Below are 21,736 nucleotides of genomic sequence, written 5' to 3' on the forward strand. Positions count from 1 at the left end.
CGGCTCCAACCTGTTGCCCGTACTTACGGCTCGAACTTGTAACCGAGGCCGCGCACGGTCACCAGGAACCGCGGCGCCGAAGGATCGGGTTCGATTTTCCCGCGCAGGCGCTTGACGTGGACATCGAGGGTTTTGGTGTCGCCCACGTAGTCCGAGCCCCACACGCGGTCAATGAGCTGGCCACGGGTAAGCACCCGGCCCGAATTGCGCAGGAGCATCTCCAGGAGTTCGAACTCCTTCAGGGGAAGCAACACCTGTTCCCCGCCCACGCTGACCACGTGGCGTTCGATGTCCATGCGGACGGGGCCGGCCTGGACTGTGGCGGAAATCAGTTCCTCGGGCTCACCCTGGCGGCGCAGGACGGCCCTGACCCTGGCCACCAGTTCCCTGGAGGAGTAGGGCTTGGTGACGTAGTCGTCGGCCCCGAGTTCCAGCCCCACCACCTTGTCGATCTCTGAGTCCTTGGCTGTCAGCATGATCACCGGGACGCTGGAGCGCTGGCGCAGCTGGCGGCACACCTCGGTGCCGGAGAGCCCGGGAAGCTGGAGGTCCAGCAGTACCAGGTCCGCTCCGTTCCGGTCGAATTCGGTGATGGCGTCCAGGCCGTTGTCCACGACCTCCACCTCGAACCCTTCCTTGCCCAGCAAATAGGACAAGGGATCGCTGAACGATTCCTCGTCCTCCACAATCAAAATCCTGCTCAAGCGTTAGCTCCTCGTTCTTTTGCGCCTGCGGCGCGGGGTACTTGGGTGACGTTTGGCTCCCGGTTTCCATGACCAGACAATCCCGGGGCTGCTGCGGGCAGGACGTCGTCCTCCCCCTCCTGCCCTTCCATTTCCGGGAGCCGGAGCGTGAAGGTGGAACCCTGGCCCGGCTGGGACCACAGGGTCACTTCCCCGCCGTGGTTGGAGGCAACGTGCTTCACGATGCTTAGCCCGAGGCCCGTGCCGCCGGTGTGGCGGGAACGGGCCGAGTCCACCCGGTAAAAACGCTCGAAGACCCGCTCCTGGTCCTCGGGGCTGAGTCCCTCGCCCTGGTCCGTCACCGAAATGGAAACCAGGCCGTCCCGGGAGCGGACTCCCATGCCTACCCGCGTGTTGGCCGGCGAGTAGCGAATGGCGTTGTCAATCAGGTTGCGCAGTGCGGTGACCAGGAGGTCCTGGTCACCGAAGACCTTGCCCTCTGTCCGGCCGCCCACCACAATACGGATGTTCTTGCTCTCGGCGGGAAGCTGCGAGCGGTCCACTGCCTCGGCGATGACGGCGTTGACGTCGACGGGGCGGCCCTCCTGAATGACGCTCGCGCCCTGCAGCCGGGAGAGTTCGATGATGTCCTGCACCAGGGCGGCCAGTCGGCCCGACTCCTTATGCATGCGCTTTGCGAAGCGCCGCACTGCCTGTTCGTCGTCGGCCGAGGACTCGAGGGCCTCGGCGAGCAGCGAGATGGCGCCGACAGGGGTTTTGAGTTCGTGGGAGACGTTGGCGACGAAGTCGTTCCGGATCTCTTCAGTACGGGTGATCTCAGTGCGGTCGTCCGCGAGCAGGAGGATGTATTCCTCCCCGAGCATCGCGGCCCGTACCTGGACGATGATGGTGCCCTGCCCAAGGGGACCGCGGGGAAGTTCCAGCTGCTTTTCCAGGATGACGCCGTCCCGCCGGACTCCTGCTGTCATATCCAGCAGTTCCTTGTGGACCACGGTGTGCCCACGGACCAGGCCATAGGCGTAGGCCGCGGGGCTGGCGCGGACCACACCATCCACAGCGTCCACCACCACGAAGGCGCGTCCGACGACGGCGAGCACCTCGGCAGCGCCGGCCGGCAGCGCGATGTCATCGGCGTCGACGTCCAGCAGATGCCGCTGCTTCTCGCTGACCCTGTAGGCCAGCACGCCGAAGGTGCCGAGCGCCAGGCCGATAAGGCCGGCGACCAGACCAATGAGCATAGGATCCACAGCTCCACCTTATGTGCTGGCGGATGGCCGTCGGCGCGTCCGGGACTGCTGCACCGACGGTTCAACTAACGTTCATCTTCAAGCACTTAGCCGTTTACCGGATACTGGCAGAGTATCGAGTTGGACTGCCGAACGGCGACATGAATTCCTGCTGCCCTGGAGCGGGCGGGACGGAGTTCCAAGGAAAGGACGCCTAGTGCGTAAGGTTTTTCAGGAAGAGCTCACCCAGGTCGGTGACCAGCTGGTGGAGATCTCCCGGCTGGTCAGCGAAGCCATGGACAAGGCCACCACATCGTTCCAGGTGGCAGACGTTGACCTCGCCCAGGACGTGATCGCGGCGGACGCCCGCATCGATTTCCTGCAGAACAGCCTGGATGAACGTGCCATCGACATCCTGGCGCTGCAGGGTCCGGTTGCCAGTGACCTGCGGGTGATCGTAGGGTCCCTGCGGATGAGCGCATCGCTGGAGCGCATGGGCGATCTTGCCCGTCACCTCGCCCAGCTGGCCCGCCTCCGTTTCCCCTCCACCGTCATCCCGGAATCCATGTCCGGGACGTTCAAGAGCATGGCGGAGCTGGACCAGGAGATCGCCGACAAACTAACCGTGCTGTTGGAGACCCGCGACCTTGAGGTGGCGCGGGACATCCTGAAGGCGAACACGGCCATCAACGATCTGCACCTGAGCGTGTTCAAGGCGATCGCCGCCCCTGAGTGGGCGGAGTCGCCCGCCACCACTGTGGACGTTGCCCTGGCCAGCCGGTACTTTGAGCGCTTCGCGGACCACGGCGTCTCCGTCGCCCAGAAGGTCACGTACCTGGTCACCGGCGCCTGGCAGCCGAACGGCACTGAGCACAGCTGATCCGGCGCAGCTGTTAACGAACGACGGCGGGCTGGTCACCCCAGGTGACCAGCCCGCCGTCGTTGTTTAACGCCCTATTTCTTGCCCTGGTTGGCCACGGCGAGGATGGCCTCGGCAGCGGCGTCGGGGTCCAGGTAGGTGCCACCGGGCTTGACGGGCTGGAAGTCCTCGTCGAGGTCGTATACCAGCGGGATTCCCGTGGGGATGTTCAGGCCTGCGATGGCTTCATCGCTGATGCCGTCCAGGTGCTTGACCAGCGCGCGCAGGGAGTTGCCGTGGGCCGTGACCAGGACTGTCTTGCCGGACTTCAGATCCTCCTTGATGTCAGATTCCCAGTACGGCAGCAGGCGGACCAGGACATCCTTCAGGCACTCGGTGCGCGGCAGGGCGGCGCCCAGGTTCGCGTAGCGGGGGTCGTGCGCCTGGGAGAACTCGGAGTCATCGTCCAGGGGCGGCGGCGGGGTGTCGTAGGAACGGCGCCATTCCATGAACTGCTCTTCACCGTATTCGGCGAGGGTCTGGGCCTTGTCCTTGCCCTGCAGGGCGCCGTAGTGGCGTTCGTTCAGGCGCCAGTCGCGCTTGACCGGGATCCAGCCGCGGTCGGCCTTGTCCAGGGCGATGTTTGCGGTGTTGATGGCCCGCTTCAGCAGTGAGGTGTAGAGGATATCCGGGAGAACATCGTTCTCAACCAGGAGCTCCCCGCCCCGCGCTGCTTCCTTGCGGCCCTGGTCGTTGAGGTCTACGTCCACCCATCCCGTGAAGAGGTTCTTGGCGTTCCATTCGCTGTGGCCGTGGCGCAGCAGAATCAGCTTGTAAGTCATGATTTTCATCCTAGCCGAGCGCTGCGGCCGCCTGCCCAGCGTTACAACGGACACTGCCCGGCTGGGATGCGGCAAGGGATAAGGTGGGGCGGTGGTGCAAAAAGCTGAACGCGTGGCCGCCCCGCAGATGACCGGCAGGAACCCGGGCAGCAGGCAGGGCCGGCCGGTAGGGAACGTCACCCGCGGCACCACGAATCCGAACCGCATGCGCCGGGTTGACCGCTGGCTCGCCGGGCCCCAGGCGTGGCGCCTCCGCTCGGCGGAAAGTCCCCTGGTGGTGGACCTGGGCTATGGCGCAACCCCGGCCACCGCCGTCGAACTCTACGAGCGGCTGTCCGCCCTGCGTCCGGACGTCCAGGTGTGCGGCATCGAGATTGAACCGGACCGGGTCCGCGCGGCGCTGCCCCTGCAGCGGCCGGGTTTGAGCTTCCACGTGGGCGGGTTCGAGATCCCGGTGCCCGGACGGCCAGTGCTGGTGCGCGCCTTCAATGTCCTGCGCCAGTATGAGGAAGCGGATGTGGCGGGGATCTGGCGGCTGGTGCAGGACCGCCTGTCCGCCGACGGCCTGTTAATCGACGGGACCTGTGACGAAATAGGGCGGCGGGTGACATGGGTGGCGCTGGATGCGGAGCGGCCGCTCTCACTCAGTATTTCCGTCCGGTTCGGCAGCTTCGGCCTTCCCTCGGATGTTGCTGAGCGGCTGCCCAAGGCCCTGATCCACCGCAACGTCCCCGGCGAACCGGTGCACGCCCTGATGCAGGCGATGGACCGGGCGTGGCTGGAGTCCGCCCCGCTGGCGGCTTTTGGCAACAGGCAGCGCTGGCAGTCCATGGCCCGCTTGGTGCGCGACGCCGGCTGGCCGGTTCAGGACGGGCCGGCCAGGTGGCGGCTGGGCGAGCTGACAGTGGACTGGGAAGCGGTGGCCCCGGGGAGTTAGTTCACCAGGGCCCGTAGGGCCCGGTGTTGCGGCTGCCGCCGCGGCCGGCATCCTTGACGGCCGGCCGTACGTCTGCCAGGTAGACGGACGCGGCGACGACGGCCGCGAGCCCGAACAGGCCAAGCGTGCCGAAGAAGCCGCCACTGCCGAAGAACGATATGACGCCCACCAGGGCGGCTCCACCCGTCAAAGCCATCCAGAAGGTCTTGGTCCTCTTCCCGGTTGCCTCAAAGGCGTTGGCGCGGTGCCGGGCGCAGTCCACCACGGCCCACAGTTCAAGTCCGAGTGCCACCAGGGCAAGAATAAAGAACACTGCCTGCTCTACAGGCCGAATAATGAGTTCACCGTCCACAAGCCCAGCCTAGCCGCCCAGCGCGTCCAGCGCCTGCTTCAAATCCGCCCAAAGGTCCTCAACATTTTCAATGCCCACGCTGAGGCGGACCAGGTTCTCCGGCACGTCCGCCGGCTCGGCGGCGTGCCGGCGGCGGCGTTCTATCAGCGACTCGACCCCGCCAAGCGACGTCGCGGGCAGCCACAGCGCCATTGCCCGGACCACCGCGTCCGCAGCGTCGGCACCGTTCAGCCCGCCCACGGGTGCCACCTGGAAAGAAATGATCGAACCGAAGCCTTTCATCTGCGCCTTGGCCCGTTCGTGCCCCGGATCCGTGGGAAGCCCCGGGAACCGGAGCGACTCGATCCGGGGATGGGCTGCCAGACGCTCCGCCAGGACCATGGCAGTGGCCTGAGACCGTTCAATGCGCAGTGCCAGCGTTCTCAGCCCGCGCAGGGCAAGCCAGGATTCGAAGGGCCCGGCAATTCCGCCATGGATGGTCCGATGATGGAGCAGCGCGGAACGGATATCCGGGTTGGAGGTGACCAGCGCGCCGAGGACGACGTCGGAGTGGCCCGCCAGGTACTTGGTCACCGAGTGCAGGACGACGTCGGAGCCCAAGCGCAGGGGCTGCTGGACCAACGGCGTGGAAAAGGTGTTGTCCGTGACGACGATGGCTCCGGCCGCGTGAGCTGCGGCAGTGAGGACCGGCACATCCGCGACGCTGAGCATGGGGTTTGTAGGGCTCTCGAGCCAGAGCATGGCGGCTGCCCGACCGGCCGGGCCGCCGGGCGAGAGCGCTTGCCCGACTGCTTCAGTATCGGCAATATCAACGGTTCGGAGCTCGATGAAGCCCTTTTGGGCAAGCTCGGCCGCCATGACCAGGGAACCTGAATAGCAAAGCGTCGGCATGACCAGCACTCCCCCGGCGGGAATGAGGGACAGGGCGGAACTGACTGCAGCGAGGCCGGACGCGTAGAGGAGACCCGGCAGTTCCGAACCTTCGAGCTGGCCCAGCGCTTCCTCGAACGGATCCCAGGTGGGGTTGGAGTACCTGCCGTAACCGCGGTCCCCGTCAGCAAGGGCACCAGTGCCGAAGTATGTGGAGGACAACACGATGGGCGGGTTGACTGGCTGGTCCCTTTCCCGCGGGGGACGCCCCGCGGCCACCACTACCGTCTCAGCCGCCAGGGAAGCTGCTTGCTGTTCGGAAAGACTCATGGACGAAAGCCTACTGTCCGCGCCAAGCACCCCGGAAAGCCGTTACCCCGCCCGCAGATGCTGTCCACATGGGGCTGCGGCGGTCTGCGATTGTCCGGGCGGATCGGTAGGCTTGACCGGTGAGCAAACAACGGGCGGGCCTTTTCATCGCGTTTGAGGGCGGAGATGGTGCCGGCAAGTCAACCCAGGCGGCCCGGCTTGCGAATGCCCTTGAATCGCGCGGGCTGACGGTCCTGCGGACCCGGGAACCCGGTGGAACCCCCATTGGCGAGAAGCTGCGGTCCCTGGTCCTTGACCATGGGCACGGCCACATTGATGCCCACACCGAAGCCCTTATTTTCGCCGCATCGAGGGCTGCCCACGCCAGCCAGGTCATCCGGCCGGCACTGGAGCGCGGGGACATTGTTTTGACGGACCGGTATATCGACTCTTCCGTTGCCTACCAGGGAGCCGGGCGGAACCTGGGCAAGGACGCCGTCCGGTCCATTAACGCGTGGGCCACCTCGGGCCTGGAGCCCCACCTTACGGTCCTGCTGGACGTTGACCCGGAAGTGGGCCGCCGCCGCCGGACCGCCGGTGATGCCGCCGAGGACCGGCTGGAGTCCGAAGCTGACGAATTCCACCTGCGGATCCGGGAGGCCTTCCTGGAGCTGGCCGCAAGCCGGGCCGGTTCCTACCTCGTGCTGCCCGCCCATCTTCCCGTAAGTGACCTTGCTGAGCAGATCCTCCAGCGGGTGGACGCCCTGTTGGCGTCCCTGGAGGTTGACGCATGACCGTGTGGGACGACCTGCAGGGCCAGGCTGCCGTCGTCGAACAACTCCGCCAGGCCGCCGGCGGTGAAAGCCTCACGCATGCGTGGCTGTTCACCGGGCCCCCGGGGTCCGGCCGTTCGAATGCCGCCAAGGCGTTTGCCGCGGCGTTGAACTGCGACCAGGAGGATGTCAGCCGGCGCGGCTGCGGGCAGTGCCCGGCCTGCCGGACCATCCTCGGGGAAACGCACTCGGACGTCACCTTTGTCCGTACCGAAAAAGTCACCATCACCATCGACGAAGCGCGCGACCTGGTAGCGGCGGCGGGCAACCGGCCATCCTCCGGCCGGTGGCGGATCATCGTGGTGGAGGACGCGGACCGGATGGCCGAGCGCACCACCAATGTCCTGCTCAAAGCCATCGAGGAGCCAACTCCCCGTACGGTGTGGATGCTGTGCGCCCCCTCCCCTGCCGATGTGCTGGTGACCATCCGGTCCCGCTGCCGGAGCGTGGCGTTACGGCTGCCGCCCGCCGCTGACGTGGCGGCCCTGCTGGTAAAGCGCGACGGCGTGGAGCCGGCGCTGGCGGAGCAAGCGGCCCGTGCGGCACAAAGCCATGTGGGTATTGCCCGCCGGCTTGCCCGGGACCCTGCGGCGAGGGAACGGCGCCTGGAAACCGTCCGGTTCCCGTTGGGACTGCGGGGCGTGACCGCCGCGGTGATGATGGCGGAGAAGCTGGTAAAAATCGCCACCGCCGAGGCCAACAGTTCCAACGAGGAACGCGATGCTGCCGAGAAGGCTGCCCTGCTGGCAACGCTGGGGGCGCCGGAGTCCGGAGCCTTGCCTCCTGCCATGCGCAGCCAGGTGAAGCAGTTGGAGGACGACCAAAAACGGCGGGCCAAGCGGTCCATCACCGATTCCCTGGACCGGACGCTCACGGACCTGCTCTCCTTCTACCGGGATGTGCTGATTATCCAGCTCGGGAATGCTGTGGAGCTCGTGAACGTTGAGCTGAGGGGTGAATTGGAGGAGTTTGCCGGCCGCTCCACTCCGGAAGCCACCCTCGCCCGGATGGATGCCATCAACAAAGCCCGCGAACGCATCACCACCACCAACGTTGCCCCGCTGTTGACCATTGAGTCCATGGCAGCCAGCCTGATCTAGCCCTCCAAGGAGACCCGATGACTGCCCGCCCCCTGCTTGCACACCCCCGATCCTGGGTGATTGGCGTGCGTGCCGCCGGGGCCATGGCGCTGGCCATGGTTCTGGCCTCCTGCACCCTGATCGACGGCGGAGACCGCAACCAGGAGGCCGCCACTGCCAAGGCGGATCCCTCCATTGTGGCGTCCGCTCCGGCCGGGCTCGAGCAGTTCTACTCCCAGGAAGTGGTGTGGGAGCCGTGCGAAGGTGAATTCCAGTGCGCCAAGGTGAAGGTGCCGATGGATTATGACAAGCCCGAAGGCGACGCCATCGAACTGGCCGCGTTAAGGGCTTCGAGCACCGGCAACAAAACCGGCAGCCTGCTGGTCAACCCGGGAGGCCCGGGCGCGTCCGGCTATGACTTCGTCAAGGACGCTTCGGAAACGCACTTCTCCCAGACCGTGCGGGACGCGTACGACCTCGTGGGATTCGATCCCCGGGGCGTAAAACGTTCTGCACCTGTCACCTGCATGACGGACGCCGAGCGTGATGCCGCGCGGGCCAAAATCTACGATCTGGAAACTGACGCCGGCCTGGAGGCCGCCCGGACGGACAACAGGGCAATCGCCGCCCAGTGTGCGGAGCAGACCGGTCCGGTCCTGGCCCACATCGATACGGTGAGTTCCGCGAAGGACATGGACATCCTGCGCGCAGTGGTGAACGACTCCAAGCTCAACTACCTCGGGTACTCCTACGGCACCTTCCTGGGATCCACCTACGCTTCCCTGTTCCCGGACAACGTGGGGCGGATGGTGCTCGACGGCGCCTTGGATCCGGCCATCAGCAACGAGGAGCTCACCCGGGGACAGGCCCGCGCCTTCGAAAAAGCCATCCGGGCTTATGTTGCGAGCTGTTTGGAGCAGGACGGTTGCCCGCTAAGCGGGACCGTTGATTCAGGGGTGCAGCAGCTGCGGGACCTCATTGCGGCCGTTCAACAGACGCCCCGAACCGCCAAGGACGGGCGTGTGGTCAACGCCACGATGTTCGTCAGCGGGATGATCACCCCGCTGTATAACGATCAGAGCTGGCCTGCCCTGACCCAGGCCCTTGAAGCGGCGATGACCGGTGACGTGAGCCTTATGCTTCGGCTGGCCGATCTTGGTGCCGACCGTGCTTCCAACGGGACGTATACGTCCAACTCGACGTTCGCGTTCAATGCCATCAACTGCCTGGACTACCCCATGGAGTCCGATACCGCAGCTATGCGGGCCGAACAGCAGCGCCTGATGCAGGACTCCCCCACCTTCGGATACTTCTTTGCCTACGGCGGCACCAACTGCGCTGACTGGCCCTACCAAAACACCCGGACCCCGGCACCGGTTGAGTACACGGGAGATTCACCCATTGTGGTTATCGGCACCACCGGCGACCCTGCCACTCCGGTCGAGTGGGCCGCTTCGCTCCGCAAGCAGCTGGGCAACGCCGCCCTGTTGACGTGGGAAGGCGAAGGCCACACCGCTTACGGCCGGTCCAACAGCTGCATCGAAGACCCCGTGGACGCCTACCTCGTCAGTGGCAAGGTTCCGGCGGACAACACTGTGTGCTGAAAGCCTCATACCCTTTGGCCCCGCCCATTTTGACCGGGGCGCTGGGACTCTACTACAGTTGAATCTTGCATGAAGCGCCCGGTTCTTCCGGGCAGCATGCGGTGCTTCCTTAGCTCAGTCGGTAGAGCGTTTCACTCGTAATGAAAAGGTCATCAGTTCGATTCTGATAGGAAGCTCGGGATAAACCCCGTGTTGTCGTTGATTTCGACGATAATGCGGGGTTTTTCGCTGGTTAAGCTGAAAAGCATGCCGCCGGGGACAAAGGCCCACTCTCGTGGCCGCGCAGGCGGTGAAATCCGGCCAAGGCCTGGCGACCTTCGGGGAAGCTCCTGCCCAGACCCCGGAGGACCTGGACTTCAACCTCAACGAAACCAAGACGGGCAGACGTCTTTCTAAAAAGCAGCGGTAAGTAGTAGGCCCCTTGAGGAGTCGAGTACTTCCTACGCATGCACGCCAAGGCACCCGACCCTAATCTTGTTGATACGGCAGCAGGCCGGCTACGGCTGCTGCCGGCCATCGGGTCACCGGTGGTTCACGCACTCAGCCTATGAAGACGGTATTGGTGCACAGCTTCCACTGCTTACAGGACTCCCCATGCCGCTGTCACCAGATCCAGCCGAAAAGCACGCACCGCTGGATATGCTCCCCCGGCAGTTGCCCGACCTGGCGGCCGGGGCCGCCGCGCTGCAGGCCTCCGTGGGTGAGGACGTCCTGCGGCAAGCACCCGGCCGGCCGGTCCTGATGCTGCGGCCTGCGCGGGTGAAGGTGGGCTCCAGGACCGGACTCGCCACCGCCTATACCGTCACCCATGTGTTGGTGGAGTGGGACGACGGGCAGGACGCCCGGTGGGTGGCCAGCTGGCTGGTGCGCCGGCTTTAGCCCGCCGTGCCCCACACACGCCCGTGGCACCGGCGCGCACGGAAGTCCCCTTCGTCGTAGGCTGAACTTCGCATGCGACGGAGGAGGAACCAAAATGGCTGCGAGCGGAATGACCGGAACCAGTCTGGAAGGGCTGATGGCGGAGCTTGCCGCCCTTGAAGACCCGCGGGTCCGCGAGGTAAACGAGAGACATGGGGATGATCACGGTGTGAACCTTGGCCAGCTGCGTGCCGTCGCCAAGCGCCTTAAGACCCAACAGGAACTCGCTTGCCGGCTCTGGGAGACGGGTGACACTGCGGCGAGGCTGCTGGCCCTCCTGGTCTGCCGTCCCAGGGCGTTCGGGCGCGACGAGCTGGACACCATGCTCCGCGAGTGCCGCACACCCAAGGTGCACGACTGGCTGGTGAATTATGTGGTGAAAAGGAATCCCCACGCAGAAGAACTGCGCCTGGCGTGGCTTGACGATCCCGATCCGGTGGTGGCGAGTGCAGGCTGGGCACTTACCACTGAACGCGTGGTGAAGCAGCCTGAAGGCCTCGACCTTGCCGGACTGCTGGACGTGATAGAGGCCCGGATGAAGGCCGCGCCGGACCGCCTGCAGTGGGCAATGAACACTTGCCTGGCACAAATCGGGATCGGGCATGCGGAGCACCGGGACCGGGCGGTCAGCATTGGTGAGCGCCTGGAGGTACTCAAGGACTACCCCACTCCCCCGGGCTGCACCTCCCCCTATGCGCCCAGCTGGATTACCGATATGGTTCGCCGGCAGCACGCTAATTAGTATGGCGGTTATGGAAGACGAGGCCCTGGCGGAGATAGCGAACGGACTCTACGCCAAGCCGATGGAAGACTTCGTGCCGGCACGTGCCGCCGCAGCAAAGGAAGTTGCCGGTGCAAACAAGGAACTCGGAGCCGCTGTACGGGCACTGCCAAAGCCTTCGGTTGCCGCCTGGGCCGTAAACATGCTGGCCCTGCACCAACCGGAGGTCCTTGCCGGGTTGGCGGACCTGGGGACCCGGATGCGTGCGGCCCAGGCATCATTGGACGCCGCAGCCCTCCGGGAGCTGGGACGCGAGCGGCGAACCCTTCTGGCTGCCGCCGTCGACACCGCCCGCTCCGTAGCCCAGGAGCACGGCCGGTCCATCAGCGATGCGATGACTACTGACGTCGAGGAGACCCTCCGGGCCCTGACGGCAGATGAGGGGGCCGCTGCTGCCGTCCAGAGTGGACGGCTCCTGAAGACAATCTCGGCGGACGGCGTAAACGCCGTGGAGCTTGAGGGCTCTGTGGCAGTCCCGGCCGCCCTGACAGCACCGCGGGCAGCTCCTGCGCCGTCCCAAACGCCGGTGCGAAAGGAACAAAAGGAAAGTACGACGGCGGCGGGCACCGCCCGGACCAAGCCTGATAAGCCGCGGCTCGAGGCAGTCCGCCAGGCACCGCGGCCAAGGTCGCTGCCCGCACTAGACAAAGCCCAAGCCGCCCTTGCGGAAGCACAGGCGGCAGAAGCCGAGACGGCGCAGCTGGCCAAAAAACTGCAGAACCAGGCGGACGAAACACGGACCGAAATTGCTGGGCTGATCCAGGAGGCCTCCGGTCTGCGGGCGCAGCTCAAAGCAGTTGAGGACCGGCTCGAGCAGTCCCGCAAAAGGTTGGCCAGCACCACGGCGGAGGCAAAACAGGCCCAGCGGGCAGCCGACAAAGCCGAGCGGACTGCGATGCTCGCGCAGGAACGGGTCCTCCGGCTGGGCAGCTGACAGAAGTATCCCCGGCCCCCGGCCAAACTGTGGACGCGGGTTTAGGAACACTTCGTCAGGGGTACTCCCATGACCTCAGCTGAACTGCTCCAGCCACGCATTGGACCCACACCCTGCGCGCTTGCACACAAGTTAGGTTTGCCCCGTGACGGACCCGTCCCACCCCCAGAACACCAGCAAGCAGCCACCGCGCAGCTTCAAGTACATCCTGATGCTCGGCGCCCTGGCCGCGCTTCCGGCTGTTACCACGGACATGTACCTGCCCTCCTTGCCCGCCGTGGAAGCCGACCTCCGTACAACCCAGACCGCCGTGCAGCTGACCTTGTCCGGAACCCTCGTCGGTGCCGGTGTTGGCCAGTTGGTGATCGGCCCGTTCTCGGACCGGTTCGGACGGCGGCTGCCGCTGGTCATCGGCATTTCCCTGCACGTGGTCATTTCGTTGCTGTGCTCCATGGCTCCGAACATCGAAACGCTGACAGGGCTCCGCGTGCTCCAGGGTTTCTTCAACGCAGCCGCCGCCGTGGTGGCCCTGGCCGTCATCCGTGACCGCTTCGTTGGTTCCGCAGCAGCCCGGCTGCTGTCCCGGCTGATGCTGGTGATCGGCCTCGCCCCGCTCCTGGCACCCACCGTGGGCCAGGCCATCGCCGGGCTCTGGGACTGGCGTGCCGTCTTCTATGCACTGGCCCTCATCGGGGTGGTCCTGGTGGCAATCGTCTGGAAGTTCATGCCTGAAACGCTGCCGGAGGACCGGCGCACGCCGGCCCACCCCAAGCACGTGGCAGGTGCCTACTGGTCGCTGCTGCGGGACAAGCACTTCATGGCCCTGGCGGTAATCCCCGGCCTGGGGCTGGCCCTGATTATGAGCTACGTGGTGGGTTCCCCCTTCGTCTTCCAGAACGAGTACGGCCTCACGGCCCAGCAATTCGCCCTTGTCTTTGCCCTCAACGGCGCCGCGCTGGTCCTATCGGCACAACTGAATGCCACCCTTGTCCGGAAGTTCCCGCCGGTCCGGCTCCTGCGCACCGCCCTCCTGGTGCAGTTGGGCCTCGCCCTGCTCCTGCTCGTGGTGGTCCTGACGGGTGCCGGCGGCCCGTTTGGCCTGATTGCCGGCCTGTGGCTGGTCCTGTCTGCCCAGGGCATGATTCCGGCAAACGCCTCCGTACTGGCCCTGCACAACTACGGCCATATGGCGGGTACAGCGGCCGCGGTCATCGGAGCCCTGCAGTCCGGCGTCGCCGGGCTCGTCAGCCCCCTGGTGGGGCTTCTGGGTGGAAACGCGCTCTCGATGGCCAGCGTCATGGCGGGCAGTTGTGTAGTGGCAGTAATCGTACTTGCCGCGGGAACTCCCGCCTACCGAAAGGGCGGGTGGCCTGAGCCCGCGGAACGCGATGACGACCAACGGGTCAGTGCCGACGATTAGTTGACTTTGAGCCCCTGCCGCCATGGACGGTGCTATGGGAAGGGGCCTGTGACTACGTCGGAGAGCAACACGCGGGGCTGATTCCGGGGAATGTCAGACCCCGGTTGCACACTGGATTTATGGAAAGCCAACTCGTACAGGAATTTCACGTCACCTACTTCGACGCCGACTGCGGCCGTGCACGCTCCGAGACTTTTGACACCTTGGCGGAGGCCGAGCGGTTCGCCAGCCGGCACTGCGCCGGTGAGGACAGCTGGGCCGTCGTGGACGCGGTCCCGGTCCAGCAGGTCCGTATCGCTGCCTAAAGGGAATTCTCCCTTAGGCACTTAAAGCAGTAACCCGCGTTGCGAGGGGACACCCCAGGCAACGCGGGTTGGACGGTCTATTGGGACCGGACTGCTTAGACCGGCAAGCGGTCCGGGCTAAGCGAAGTCGGAGACAGCGGGATCGGCTCCAATACGGCCTTCGCCCTTGGCGCTGCGGTCCAGCGCGTTGATGGCTTCGATGTCGTCGGCGTCAAGGGAAACATCCAGCGCCGCGAAGTTTTCGCGGATCCGGGACTCCGTGACGGACTTGGGGATGACCACGTTGCCGATGGCGAGGTGCCAGGCGACAACCACCTGGGCGGCCGTGGCATCATGCTTGGCCGCGATGGACGCCACCGTCGGGTCCTCCAGGAGCTCGCCGCCCTGGCCCAGCGGTGACCAGGCCTGCGTCAGGATTCCCTTAGAGGCACCGAAATCGCGCAGTTCGCGCTGGCTGAAGTACGGGTGGAGTTCAATCTGGTGGATGGCCGGAACCACGCCGGTCTCGCCAATAATCCGCTCCAGGCCTTCGATGGTGAAGTTCGAAACACCGATTGACTTGACCCTGCCACGCTTCTGCAGCTCAATCAGCGCCTTCCAGGTGTCCACGTACTTGTCCTGCTTGGGCTGCATCCAGTGGATCAGGTAAAGGTCAAGGGTCTCAAGGCCGAGCCGGTCCATGGACTCTTCGAACGCTGCAAGGGTGGATTCGTAGCCCTGGTCTGCGTTCCAAAGCTTGGTGGTGATGAAGAGCTGCTCGGGTGACAGGCCTGAGCTGGCAATGGCGCGGCCAACGCCGGCCTCGTTGCCGTAGATCTTGGCGGTGTCGATGTGGCGGTAGCCGGCTTCGAAGGCCTGGCGGACAACCTTTTCCGCCACGCCATCCTCAACCTGCCATACGCCATAGCCGAGCTGGGGAATCTGGTTTCCGTCGTTGAAAGTCAGTGTCGGTGAAAGAGTCATGACCCCATCCTGCCAAAACAACTGCCCTGCCAACGGCGATCAGCACGAACTAAGCCAGACGCTTAACCGGGAATATCCTCTTGCCGGGGGTCCGGACTCTCCTCCCGCAGGTGCCGCTCGGCGTCGGCCACCTGCTGGAACACCGCCTCCGCGCGGCGCCGCACAGATGCTGCGCCCACGGGGACGGGACCGACGGCGAGACGCAGCATGGCTGCTGCTTCGGCGGTGGTAGCGAGGGAATTGCCGGCCTTGGACAGGGAACGGTGGACACCCGCGAGGGCGTCCGGGATGTCCAGCCCGTCGCTGGGCGAGCGCTGCTGTGCTTGCACGCAGACTGCCCTGACGCGGTCCAGCAGTGCTGCAAGTTCATTGGCGACATCCACGAGCTCCGAGTAGAGCTGGTCGTCTTCCACCCCTTCGAGGACCTGGTGGAAGCGGTCCAGCCCCCGGTGGAAGCGATCGTGGGCCCGGCGCCACAATCCCTTCCCAAGTTCAGCGTCGTCCTTGCGCCCCTGCCTGGCGGCGCTAAAAAAGCCCAAATGCCCTAAAGGTACTGTCCCGGACCGTGGTCCGGGTCAGTGGGCTGGCCTGGCCGTCCTGGAACACCGGCCCGCGGCCCGGCCGACGCCCGCTGGGGCTCCCCGTTCTCCCCGATGACCACACCGGGTGCAATAACTGTCCCCGGAGGAAGCTGGCGGAGCTGGTGCTGCGCCGCAGCGTGCTCGCGGGCAGCGTGTTGGGCGGCGATGGCAGTCTGGATACCGTGGAACAACCCCTCCAGCCAGCCCACCAGCTGTGCCTGGGCAATGCGCAGCTCAGCGTCGGAGGGAGTGGCCTCGTCCGGGAACGGGAGGCTGATCCTGTCCAGTTCCTCCACCAGCTCAGGGGCAAGCCCGTCTTCCAGTTCCTTGATGGAGCGCTCATGGATCTCGGCGAGACGTCCCCGGGCGGCGTCGTCCAGCGGCGCAGACTTCACCTCCTCGAGCAGCTGCCTGATCATTGTTCCGATCCGCATCACCTTGGCCGGTTCATCCACCAAATCCTGGAGGTTGCTGCCTTTGGGCTTGCCATCATTGGCAGGGACAGCCGGCGCAGGTGCCGGCTGTCCGCCGTCGATGGTGGTGCCCTCTACCGGGAGGTCCTCAGGTGCCTGAGTGTCTTTCGGATCGCTCATGCGTTCATACTCTCACGAGCAATCGGCCGGTTGTTCACTCCATGAAGCGCACTGACGGTTTGTCCGCTGCAGGCTCAATCAGCAGCACCGGCCCTGGGGATTGGTGTCCTGCCGGTCGGTCTGGTCCCGCCAGAACTCGCGCTCGGTCAAAGGCGGGGTGCTGTGGCCTGCAGCCCGGTGGTGCTCCAGGTACCTTACGTAGGCATCCGCCCCCAGCACGCCGCCGAAGTAACGCACAAAACCCCGGAAGCCCTGGGCAACCGCGGCGAGTCCGGAGCTCATCAGTGGTGGCCTGCCCTCTCGAACCGCAACTCAGCAGGAACCTTTTCCCACTCGGCCAGCAGCTCCTTCTCGGCGGGCGTGGGGATGAGACCGGACGGGGCAAAGACGCGGGACGGCCGGGCCGGGTCCTCGGTGTCCTTGGCGGCTGTCCCGTCCGCTCGGGTGCGGAAGGCCTTGACGGTGGCAAGCACCGCCGTCGTAATAACAATGATGCTGAGCACGACGAAGATCACCGAGAGCCAGCCCTGGATGGCGGTGTTGCGGACTACGGCTTCCATGGCTGCCACGGACTTGGCCGTGCCGAATTCGGTCTTGCCTTCGGCAAGGGCCTTGCTGAAGGCGGCGTTGTTCGCGAAGTAACCCACTGCCGGGACGGGCGAGAAGATCTTTTGGTAACTCGCCGTGATGGTGACCACCGCCGCGAACGTCAGCGGAAGCGCCACGATCCACAGATACTTGAACGTTCCGCGCTTGGCCACGATGGCCAGGCACACGGACAAGGCGATGGCTGCCAGGAGCTGGTTGGCGATGCCGAACAGCGGGAAGAGGGTGTTAATGCCGCCCAGCGGATCGGTGACGCCCATCAGAAGGACCGCGCCCCACGCGAGCACCATGATCGCGGTGCAGAGCCAGGCTCCGGGCCGCCACGAGTGTTCCTTGAACTTGGGGACGAAGTTGCCGATGGAGTCCTGGAGCATGAAACGGGCCACGCGGGTGCCGGCGTCAACGGCGGTGAGGATGAAGAGAGCTTCGAACATGATGGCGAAGTGGTACCAGAATCCCATCATGGCCGTGCCGCCGATGAACTGCTGCATGATGTGCGCCAGGCCCAGGGCGAGCGTGGGGGCGCCGCCGGTACGGGACACGATGCTTTCCTCGCCCACGTTCTCGGCGGTCTGGGACAGGAGGTCGGGTGAGATGTTCACCCCGGTCAGGCCCAGGCTGTTCACCCAGGTGGCTGCTGTTTCAACCGTGCCACCCGTCAGGGCAGCCGGCGCGTTCATGGCGAAGTACAGGCCCCTGTCGATGGAGATCGCAGCAACCAGCGCCATGATGGCCACAAAGGACTCCATCAGCATGCCGCCGTAGCCGATGAACCGGGTTTGGCGTTCCTTTTCCACCAGTTTCGGGGTGGTGCCGGACGAGATCAGGGCGTGGAAGCCGGACAGGGCACCACAGGCAATGGTGACGAAGAGGAAGGGGAACAGCGCACCGGGAAATACGGGCCCGTTCTCCCTGCTGGCAAACTCACTGAACGCGGGAACCGTGATCTCCGGGCGGACCGCGATGATGGCCACCGCGAGCATCACGATCACGCCGATCTTCATAAAGGTCGACAGGTAGTCACGCGGGGCAAGGAGCAGCCAGACCGGCAAAATAGCTGCGATGAAGCCATAGATGATGATTCCCCAGGCAATGGTGACCCTGTCGAGGGTGAAGAGATCAACACCCCACGGGGTTTCAGCGACAATGCCACCGCCGATGATTGCCGCCATCAGCAGCACGAAGCCGATGAGCGAAACTTCCAGGATTTTGCCGGGCCGCAGGTAGCGGAGGTAGACGCCCATGAACAGGGCGATGGGGATTGTCATGCCGACGGAGAACACACCCCACGGGCTTTCGCCGAGGGCGTTGACCACGACGAGTGCGAGGATGGCCACGATGATCACCATAATGAGCAGGGTGGCGATGAGGGCGGCGGTGCCGCCGATGACGCCCAGTTCTTCCCGTGCCATCTGGCCGAGGGATCGTCCTCCGCGGCGCATGGAAAAGAACATCACCAGGTAGTCCTGGACAGCGCCTGCAAGGACGACGCCGACGATGATCCACATAGTGCCGGGCAGGTAACCCATCTGGGCGGCAAGCACGGGGCCCACGAGCGGTCCGGCCCCGGCAATGGCGGCGAAGTGGTGGCCGAACAGTACGTTGCGGTCCGTCCGGACGTAGTCCTTGCCGTCGGCCTTGTACTCGGCCGGGGTGGCCCGGCGGTCATCGGGCCTGGTGATGTAGCGTTCTATGACCTTGGAGTAGAAACGGTAGCCGATCAGGTACGTGCATACGGAGGCGAAGACAAACCAGATGGCGTTGACGGTCTCCCCGCGGATGATCGCCAGCATGAACCATGCCACGCCGCCCAGCAGGGCGATCGCAGCCCAAAGCGCGATCTTTCCCGGCGTCCACTTTTTTTCTTCGGCCTGGCGGACATTTTCATCCACGGCCGACGGCGGGAGAACGGTGTCGGTGGTAACCGTACCTTCCCCCCGGGCTGCGCTCCGACGATAATCAGGCGTTTCGGCCATGTCTCCTCCTTGAGATTTGTTCCTCATCTGCTGACTCGCACACTACCAACGGTGGCCCTCGATCGGGGCGCTTTTTTGCCCTTGGAGCACGGCCTGCGCCGAACGGCTGGCGCCGGGCGCCAAATGACGGCTCCCCACCGCCCCGGCTCCTACTCCGGTACCGGCATCCCGGGAAGCGGTAAAAGCAAAGAGGGTCCCCATCCGGTGTTCCGGACGGAGACCCTGGTTCCCGCGTGGGCGGGAAGCTTGGCTAGGCGTGGGAGTAGGTGAGGCAGTCCGCGTTGTCGGCTCCCGGACCGACGTGAACTTCAGGCGCCTTGCACATCAGGTGGTCGTTGTGGACGCATTCGGAGCGCTGGCATGCCCCGACATCGGCCAGCACCTTGGGCAGTCCGCCGTGAAGGCCGGTGTCGATGAAAGTGGCGCAGGTTGCATGGTTTTCGGCGCCGCCCACGGTGATGGCGGCTGCGTTGCAGTTGGTGTGGTCGTTGAAGGAACAGTTCGTTACGCTGCAGTCGGCGACGTGCGTTGTCATGGAAAGTCCTCCTGGCTTCGGCGCCCGGTGCGGGCGGCTCCTGAACCCCACGGTAAACCCGTTAGCAACAATCAAAAAGACCCAATTTAGTGACTTAATTGTTCAGGTTCCTGTTAGCCCTGCATCTGACGTGCCCCCGCTGGATGTCCTGCGTGTTGGGCTTGGAGACTGCGCCTGCTGGACCATTCTGGCTTCACAGAGGTCCAGCCAGCGGACCTCGGCTTCGGTCTGGAAAATGAGGGAGTCAAGGACGAGCAGCGAGGCGGTATCTCCTGACCGGTGGGTGACGGCGGTGTCCCTGCGGGCCTTTGTGTAGTCCTGCAGTGCGCGGATGGAAGCCACCCGCTGCGCCTGGATGATGCCCTGCACGTCCACGCCCGGGATGGTGACGGCGAGCGCCAGCTTGATGGCCAGCTCATTGCGCGGCGGATTATTCCGCTCCACCGGGGCGGCAAACCAGCTTCCCACCTCAGCCTTGCCGGCACCCGTAATGCTGTGGACCACGTGCCCGTTGCCGTCGTCGCCGTCCCTGACAACCAGGCCGTCCCGTTCCAGCCGGTCAAGCGTGGTGTAGACCTGACCGATATTCAGCGGCCAGGTGGCTCCCGTCCTGTTCTCGAACTCGGCCCGCAGCTGGTAACCGTAGCGCGGCTGGTCCTGGAGCAGGGCAAGGAGGCTGTGGCGGACGGACATCGGCGCTCCTGGCGTTGGTGGGCCTCGGTATGCGGGCTACCCCAAGACAGGGTGCATACCGCGTATGCACCCTGAGCTTAGGAGCAGGAAGGCTCCAAAGCAATACTGGATATGAACCCCGCGTGGGCCGTTACATCAGCAGGAGGATCTTTCCCACGTGGTCGCCCGAGTCGAAGTATTCATGCGCAGCCTGGACCTGTTCCAGCGGGAAAGTCTTGGCCACGAGCGGACGGATCCTGCCGTCACTGACCAGCGGCCAGACGCCATCGCGAACGGCGTTCATGATGGCGCCTTTCTCTTCCACCGGCCGCGGCCTCAAGGCGGTGGCCACCACCGCTGCACGTTTCTTCAACAGCTGCCCCAGGTCCAGTTCCCCTTTGACGCCGCCCTGCAGGCCAATCACCACCAGGCGCCCATAGTCGGCGAGGGCGTCCACGTTCTGCGAAAGGTACTTGGCTCCAACGACGTCGAGGATCACGTCAGCGCCGTGCCCGCCGTTTTGCTCGCGGAGGCTCGTTGGAAAGTCCTCTTCGGCGTAGTTGATGGCAATGTCCGCGCCCAGGAAAGCTTTCGCGGTTCCCACCTTTTCGTCCGTTCCGGCTGTCGTGGCCACCCTGGCTCCCAGAGCCTTGGCAAGCTGGATGGCCATGGTGCCGATCCCCCCGGTGGCGCCATGAATCAGCACCGTCTCGCCGGCCTGAAGCTGGGCAGTCATCACCAGGTTGGAGTACACCGTGGCGGCGACTTCCGGCAGGGACGCCGCCGTCACCAGGTCCACACCGTCCGGTACCCGCAGGACCTGTTCCGCAGCCACCGCCACCTGCTGGGCATATCCGCCGCCGGCCAGCAGCGCCACCACCTTGTCGCCAAGTGAAAACGGTTTGCTGACGCCGGGGCCGAAGCCGGCTATGCGGCCGGAGACTTCCAGGCCCGGAATCTCGGAAGCGCCCGGCGGCGGGGGGTAGAAGCCCCTGCGCTGCTGCACGTCTGCGCGGTTGAGGCCAGCCGCCACGACGTCGATAAGCACCTCCCCCGGTCCGGCTACCGGCGCGTCCGTCTCGCGGATCTCCAGCACTTCCGGGCCGCCCGGTTCGGATATGTAGACGGCTTTCATGGAACACTCCTGTTTCTGACTGAATACTCGCTGCAACCAGTGTGCACCGGACACCTTCCAGTCTCTGTTTTGTTGCAGGCAAGTGCCTATGAAACACTACTAGTCAGGGAAGGTTGTCCGAGCGGCCGAAGGAGCTAGTCTTGAAAACTAGTGTGCGGTAACCCCGTACCAAGAGTTCGAATCTCTTACCTTCCGCGAATAGGACCCCTGTCCGCCAGCTTGCTGGCTGGCAGGGGTCCTTCGTTTACCCCGGCAACTCCGCGAAAAGCGCTGGGCGCAGCCGGATCCATGGGGGCTGTCAGACCCGGCCCAGAGTCCCGTGGTGTCCCTGCCTGGGCTTGGCCGCCTTCGCCAGAGGCGCAGCGAAGATACCGGCAAGAAATCCCGGAAAGATCTGCCGTCTGGACCTTCCCCTTAAGCTACCGGCCGGTATTCTTTGGTGATGGCCGGCACATGGGTTCCGGCCACCAAACCAACCACTGCCGAGAGCATCACCGGATGGGGCCACTGGGGCCTGATTCGGTGGGGCGGCCCGTTCCGCTGGGGAACGTACCGCCGAATGCACGCACTAGCAACCTTGCGTTCATTCATCCCTGTTTTGATGTGCCGGATACCACTTGACCAGGAGCAGGATCCGGGCCCTCGTCCATCGGTACAACCTGGACACCTTCCACTGGCTCCCCCATCGGGGAGACCCTTCTG

Annotated in this window: 23 protein-coding genes and 2 tRNA genes; 12 read left to right on the plus strand and 13 right to left on the minus strand. The window is 65.0% G+C overall.

Annotated features, from left to right (window positions below):
• Positions 1–23 precede the first annotated feature (23 nt).
• Both AC5RVN_RS10880 and AC5RVN_RS10885 read right to left on the minus strand, forming a co-directional pair.
• Positions 24–704, minus strand: a complete 681-nt coding sequence (locus tag AC5RVN_RS10880; protein WP_494040758.1) for a response regulator — start codon at positions 702–704, stop codon at positions 24–26.
• Positions 701–1,942, minus strand: coding sequence for a sensor histidine kinase (locus AC5RVN_RS10885; RefSeq protein ID WP_494138114.1), 1,242 nt, complete (start codon positions 1,940–1,942; stop codon positions 701–703). The genes AC5RVN_RS10880 and AC5RVN_RS10885 overlap by 4 nt, the downstream gene beginning before the upstream one ends.
• Positions 1,943–2,147: 205 nt before the next feature.
• Between AC5RVN_RS10885 and phoU the strand changes: the two genes are divergently transcribed.
• Positions 2,148–2,810 carry a phosphate signaling complex protein PhoU gene (gene phoU, locus AC5RVN_RS10890; protein ID WP_494137933.1) on the plus strand — a complete coding sequence of 221 codons (663 nt, stop codon included), beginning with the start codon at positions 2,148–2,150 and terminating at the stop codon, positions 2,808–2,810.
• 74 nt (positions 2,811–2,884) lie between these two features.
• Here phoU and AC5RVN_RS10895 read toward each other — a convergent pair whose 3' ends face one another.
• Complete coding sequence (locus AC5RVN_RS10895; RefSeq protein ID WP_494137934.1) at positions 2,885–3,631, minus strand: phosphoglyceromutase; 747 nt, start codon at positions 3,629–3,631, stop codon at positions 2,885–2,887.
• 91 nt (positions 3,632–3,722) lie between these two features.
• Here AC5RVN_RS10895 and AC5RVN_RS10900 point away from each other — a divergent pair, with 91 nt between their 5' ends.
• Positions 3,723–4,568, plus strand: a complete 846-nt coding sequence (locus AC5RVN_RS10900; RefSeq protein ID WP_494137935.1) for a class I SAM-dependent methyltransferase — start codon at positions 3,723–3,725, stop codon at positions 4,566–4,568.
• A gap of 1 nt (position 4,569) precedes the next feature.
• Here AC5RVN_RS10900 and AC5RVN_RS10905 read toward each other — a convergent pair whose 3' ends face one another.
• Together AC5RVN_RS10905 and AC5RVN_RS10910 are read right to left on the minus strand one after the other, a co-directional pair.
• Complete coding sequence (locus tag AC5RVN_RS10905; protein WP_387553740.1) at positions 4,570–4,920, minus strand: DUF2516 family protein; 351 nt, start codon at positions 4,918–4,920, stop codon at positions 4,570–4,572.
• Positions 4,921–4,929: 9 nt separating this feature from the next.
• A complete protein-coding gene (locus AC5RVN_RS10910) occupies positions 4,930–6,120 on the minus strand; it encodes a trans-sulfuration enzyme family protein (protein WP_494137936.1) in 1,191 nt (396 codons plus the stop codon).
• Between the two features lie 119 nt (positions 6,121–6,239).
• Here AC5RVN_RS10910 and tmk point away from each other — a divergent pair, with 119 nt between their 5' ends.
• From tmk to AC5RVN_RS10955, 9 genes are all read left to right on the plus strand, one after another.
• Positions 6,240–6,893, plus strand: coding sequence for a dTMP kinase (gene tmk, locus AC5RVN_RS10915; protein WP_494137937.1), 654 nt, complete (start codon positions 6,240–6,242; stop codon positions 6,891–6,893).
• Positions 6,890–8,032, plus strand: coding sequence for a DNA polymerase III subunit delta' (locus AC5RVN_RS10920; RefSeq protein WP_494137938.1), 1,143 nt, complete (start codon positions 6,890–6,892; stop codon positions 8,030–8,032). The genes tmk and AC5RVN_RS10920 overlap by 4 nt, the downstream gene beginning before the upstream one ends.
• 17 nt (positions 8,033–8,049) lie before the next feature.
• Positions 8,050–9,615: an alpha/beta hydrolase gene (locus AC5RVN_RS10925; RefSeq protein ID WP_494137939.1), complete on the plus strand. Its 1,566-nt coding sequence runs from the start codon at positions 8,050–8,052 to the stop codon at positions 9,613–9,615.
• A 103-nt stretch (positions 9,616–9,718) separates the two neighbouring features.
• Positions 9,719–9,791: transfer RNA gene (locus tag AC5RVN_RS10930), tRNA-Thr, on the plus strand.
• 418 nt (positions 9,792–10,209) lie between these two features.
• Positions 10,210–10,494 carry a hypothetical protein gene (locus AC5RVN_RS10935; RefSeq protein WP_494137940.1) on the plus strand — a complete coding sequence of 95 codons (285 nt, stop codon included), beginning with the start codon at positions 10,210–10,212 and terminating at the stop codon, positions 10,492–10,494.
• Between the two features lie 109 nt (positions 10,495–10,603).
• Positions 10,604–11,275 (plus strand): DNA alkylation repair protein, encoded by a 672-nt coding sequence (locus AC5RVN_RS10940; RefSeq protein WP_494137941.1) that lies wholly within the window; start codon positions 10,604–10,606, stop codon positions 11,273–11,275.
• A gap of 1 nt (position 11,276) precedes the next feature.
• A complete protein-coding gene (locus AC5RVN_RS10945; protein WP_494137942.1) occupies positions 11,277–12,248 on the plus strand; it encodes a hypothetical protein in 972 nt (323 codons plus the stop codon).
• 145 nt (positions 12,249–12,393) lie between these two features.
• Entirely contained in the window at positions 12,394–13,668 is a 1,275-nt protein-coding gene (locus tag AC5RVN_RS10950) for a multidrug effflux MFS transporter (protein WP_494137943.1), read from the plus strand.
• Between the two features lie 119 nt (positions 13,669–13,787).
• A complete protein-coding gene (locus tag AC5RVN_RS10955) occupies positions 13,788–13,973 on the plus strand; it encodes a hypothetical protein (RefSeq protein WP_494040744.1) in 186 nt (61 codons plus the stop codon).
• 117 nt (positions 13,974–14,090) lie between these two features.
• Here the strand turns inward: AC5RVN_RS10955 and AC5RVN_RS10960 are convergent, their stop codons facing one another.
• The 8 genes from AC5RVN_RS10960 to AC5RVN_RS10995 form a co-directional block, all read right to left on the minus strand.
• The gene (locus AC5RVN_RS10960) at positions 14,091–14,936 is read right to left on the minus strand and encodes an aldo/keto reductase (protein WP_494137944.1); all 846 of its coding nucleotides are present in this window, start codon (positions 14,934–14,936) and stop codon (positions 14,091–14,093) included.
• A 62-nt stretch (positions 14,937–14,998) separates the two neighbouring features.
• Entirely contained in the window at positions 14,999–15,475 is a 477-nt protein-coding gene (locus tag AC5RVN_RS10965; RefSeq protein WP_494040742.1) for a hypothetical protein, read from the minus strand.
• Between the two features lie 5 nt (positions 15,476–15,480).
• Positions 15,481–16,110 (minus strand): bacterial proteasome activator family protein, encoded by a 630-nt coding sequence (locus tag AC5RVN_RS10970; RefSeq protein WP_494105897.1) that lies wholly within the window; start codon positions 16,108–16,110, stop codon positions 15,481–15,483.
• A gap of 78 nt (positions 16,111–16,188) precedes the next feature.
• On the minus strand, positions 16,189–16,392 hold the full coding sequence (locus tag AC5RVN_RS10975; protein WP_494137945.1) for a YbdD/YjiX family protein: 204 nt from the start codon (positions 16,390–16,392) through the stop codon (positions 16,189–16,191).
• On the minus strand, positions 16,392–18,692 hold the full coding sequence (locus AC5RVN_RS10980; protein ID WP_494040739.1) for a carbon starvation CstA family protein: 2,301 nt from the start codon (positions 18,690–18,692) through the stop codon (positions 16,392–16,394). The genes AC5RVN_RS10975 and AC5RVN_RS10980 overlap by 1 nt, the downstream gene beginning before the upstream one ends.
• A 250-nt stretch (positions 18,693–18,942) precedes the next feature.
• A complete protein-coding gene (locus AC5RVN_RS10985; protein ID WP_494040738.1) occupies positions 18,943–19,227 on the minus strand; it encodes a DUF1540 domain-containing protein in 285 nt (94 codons plus the stop codon).
• A 102-nt stretch (positions 19,228–19,329) separates the two neighbouring features.
• Positions 19,330–19,920 (minus strand): PadR family transcriptional regulator, encoded by a 591-nt coding sequence (locus AC5RVN_RS10990; protein WP_494137946.1) that lies wholly within the window; start codon positions 19,918–19,920, stop codon positions 19,330–19,332.
• Positions 19,921–20,050: 130 nt separating this feature from the next.
• Positions 20,051–21,034, minus strand: coding sequence for an NAD(P)H-quinone oxidoreductase (locus tag AC5RVN_RS10995; protein ID WP_494137947.1), 984 nt, complete (start codon positions 21,032–21,034; stop codon positions 20,051–20,053).
• Positions 21,035–21,141: 107 nt separating this feature from the next.
• Here AC5RVN_RS10995 and AC5RVN_RS11000 point away from each other — a divergent pair.
• A tRNA-Ser gene (locus AC5RVN_RS11000) sits at positions 21,142–21,229 on the plus strand.
• Positions 21,230–21,736 lie beyond the last annotated feature (507 nt).

The organism is Arthrobacter sp. sptzw32, from assembly GCF_059089735.1.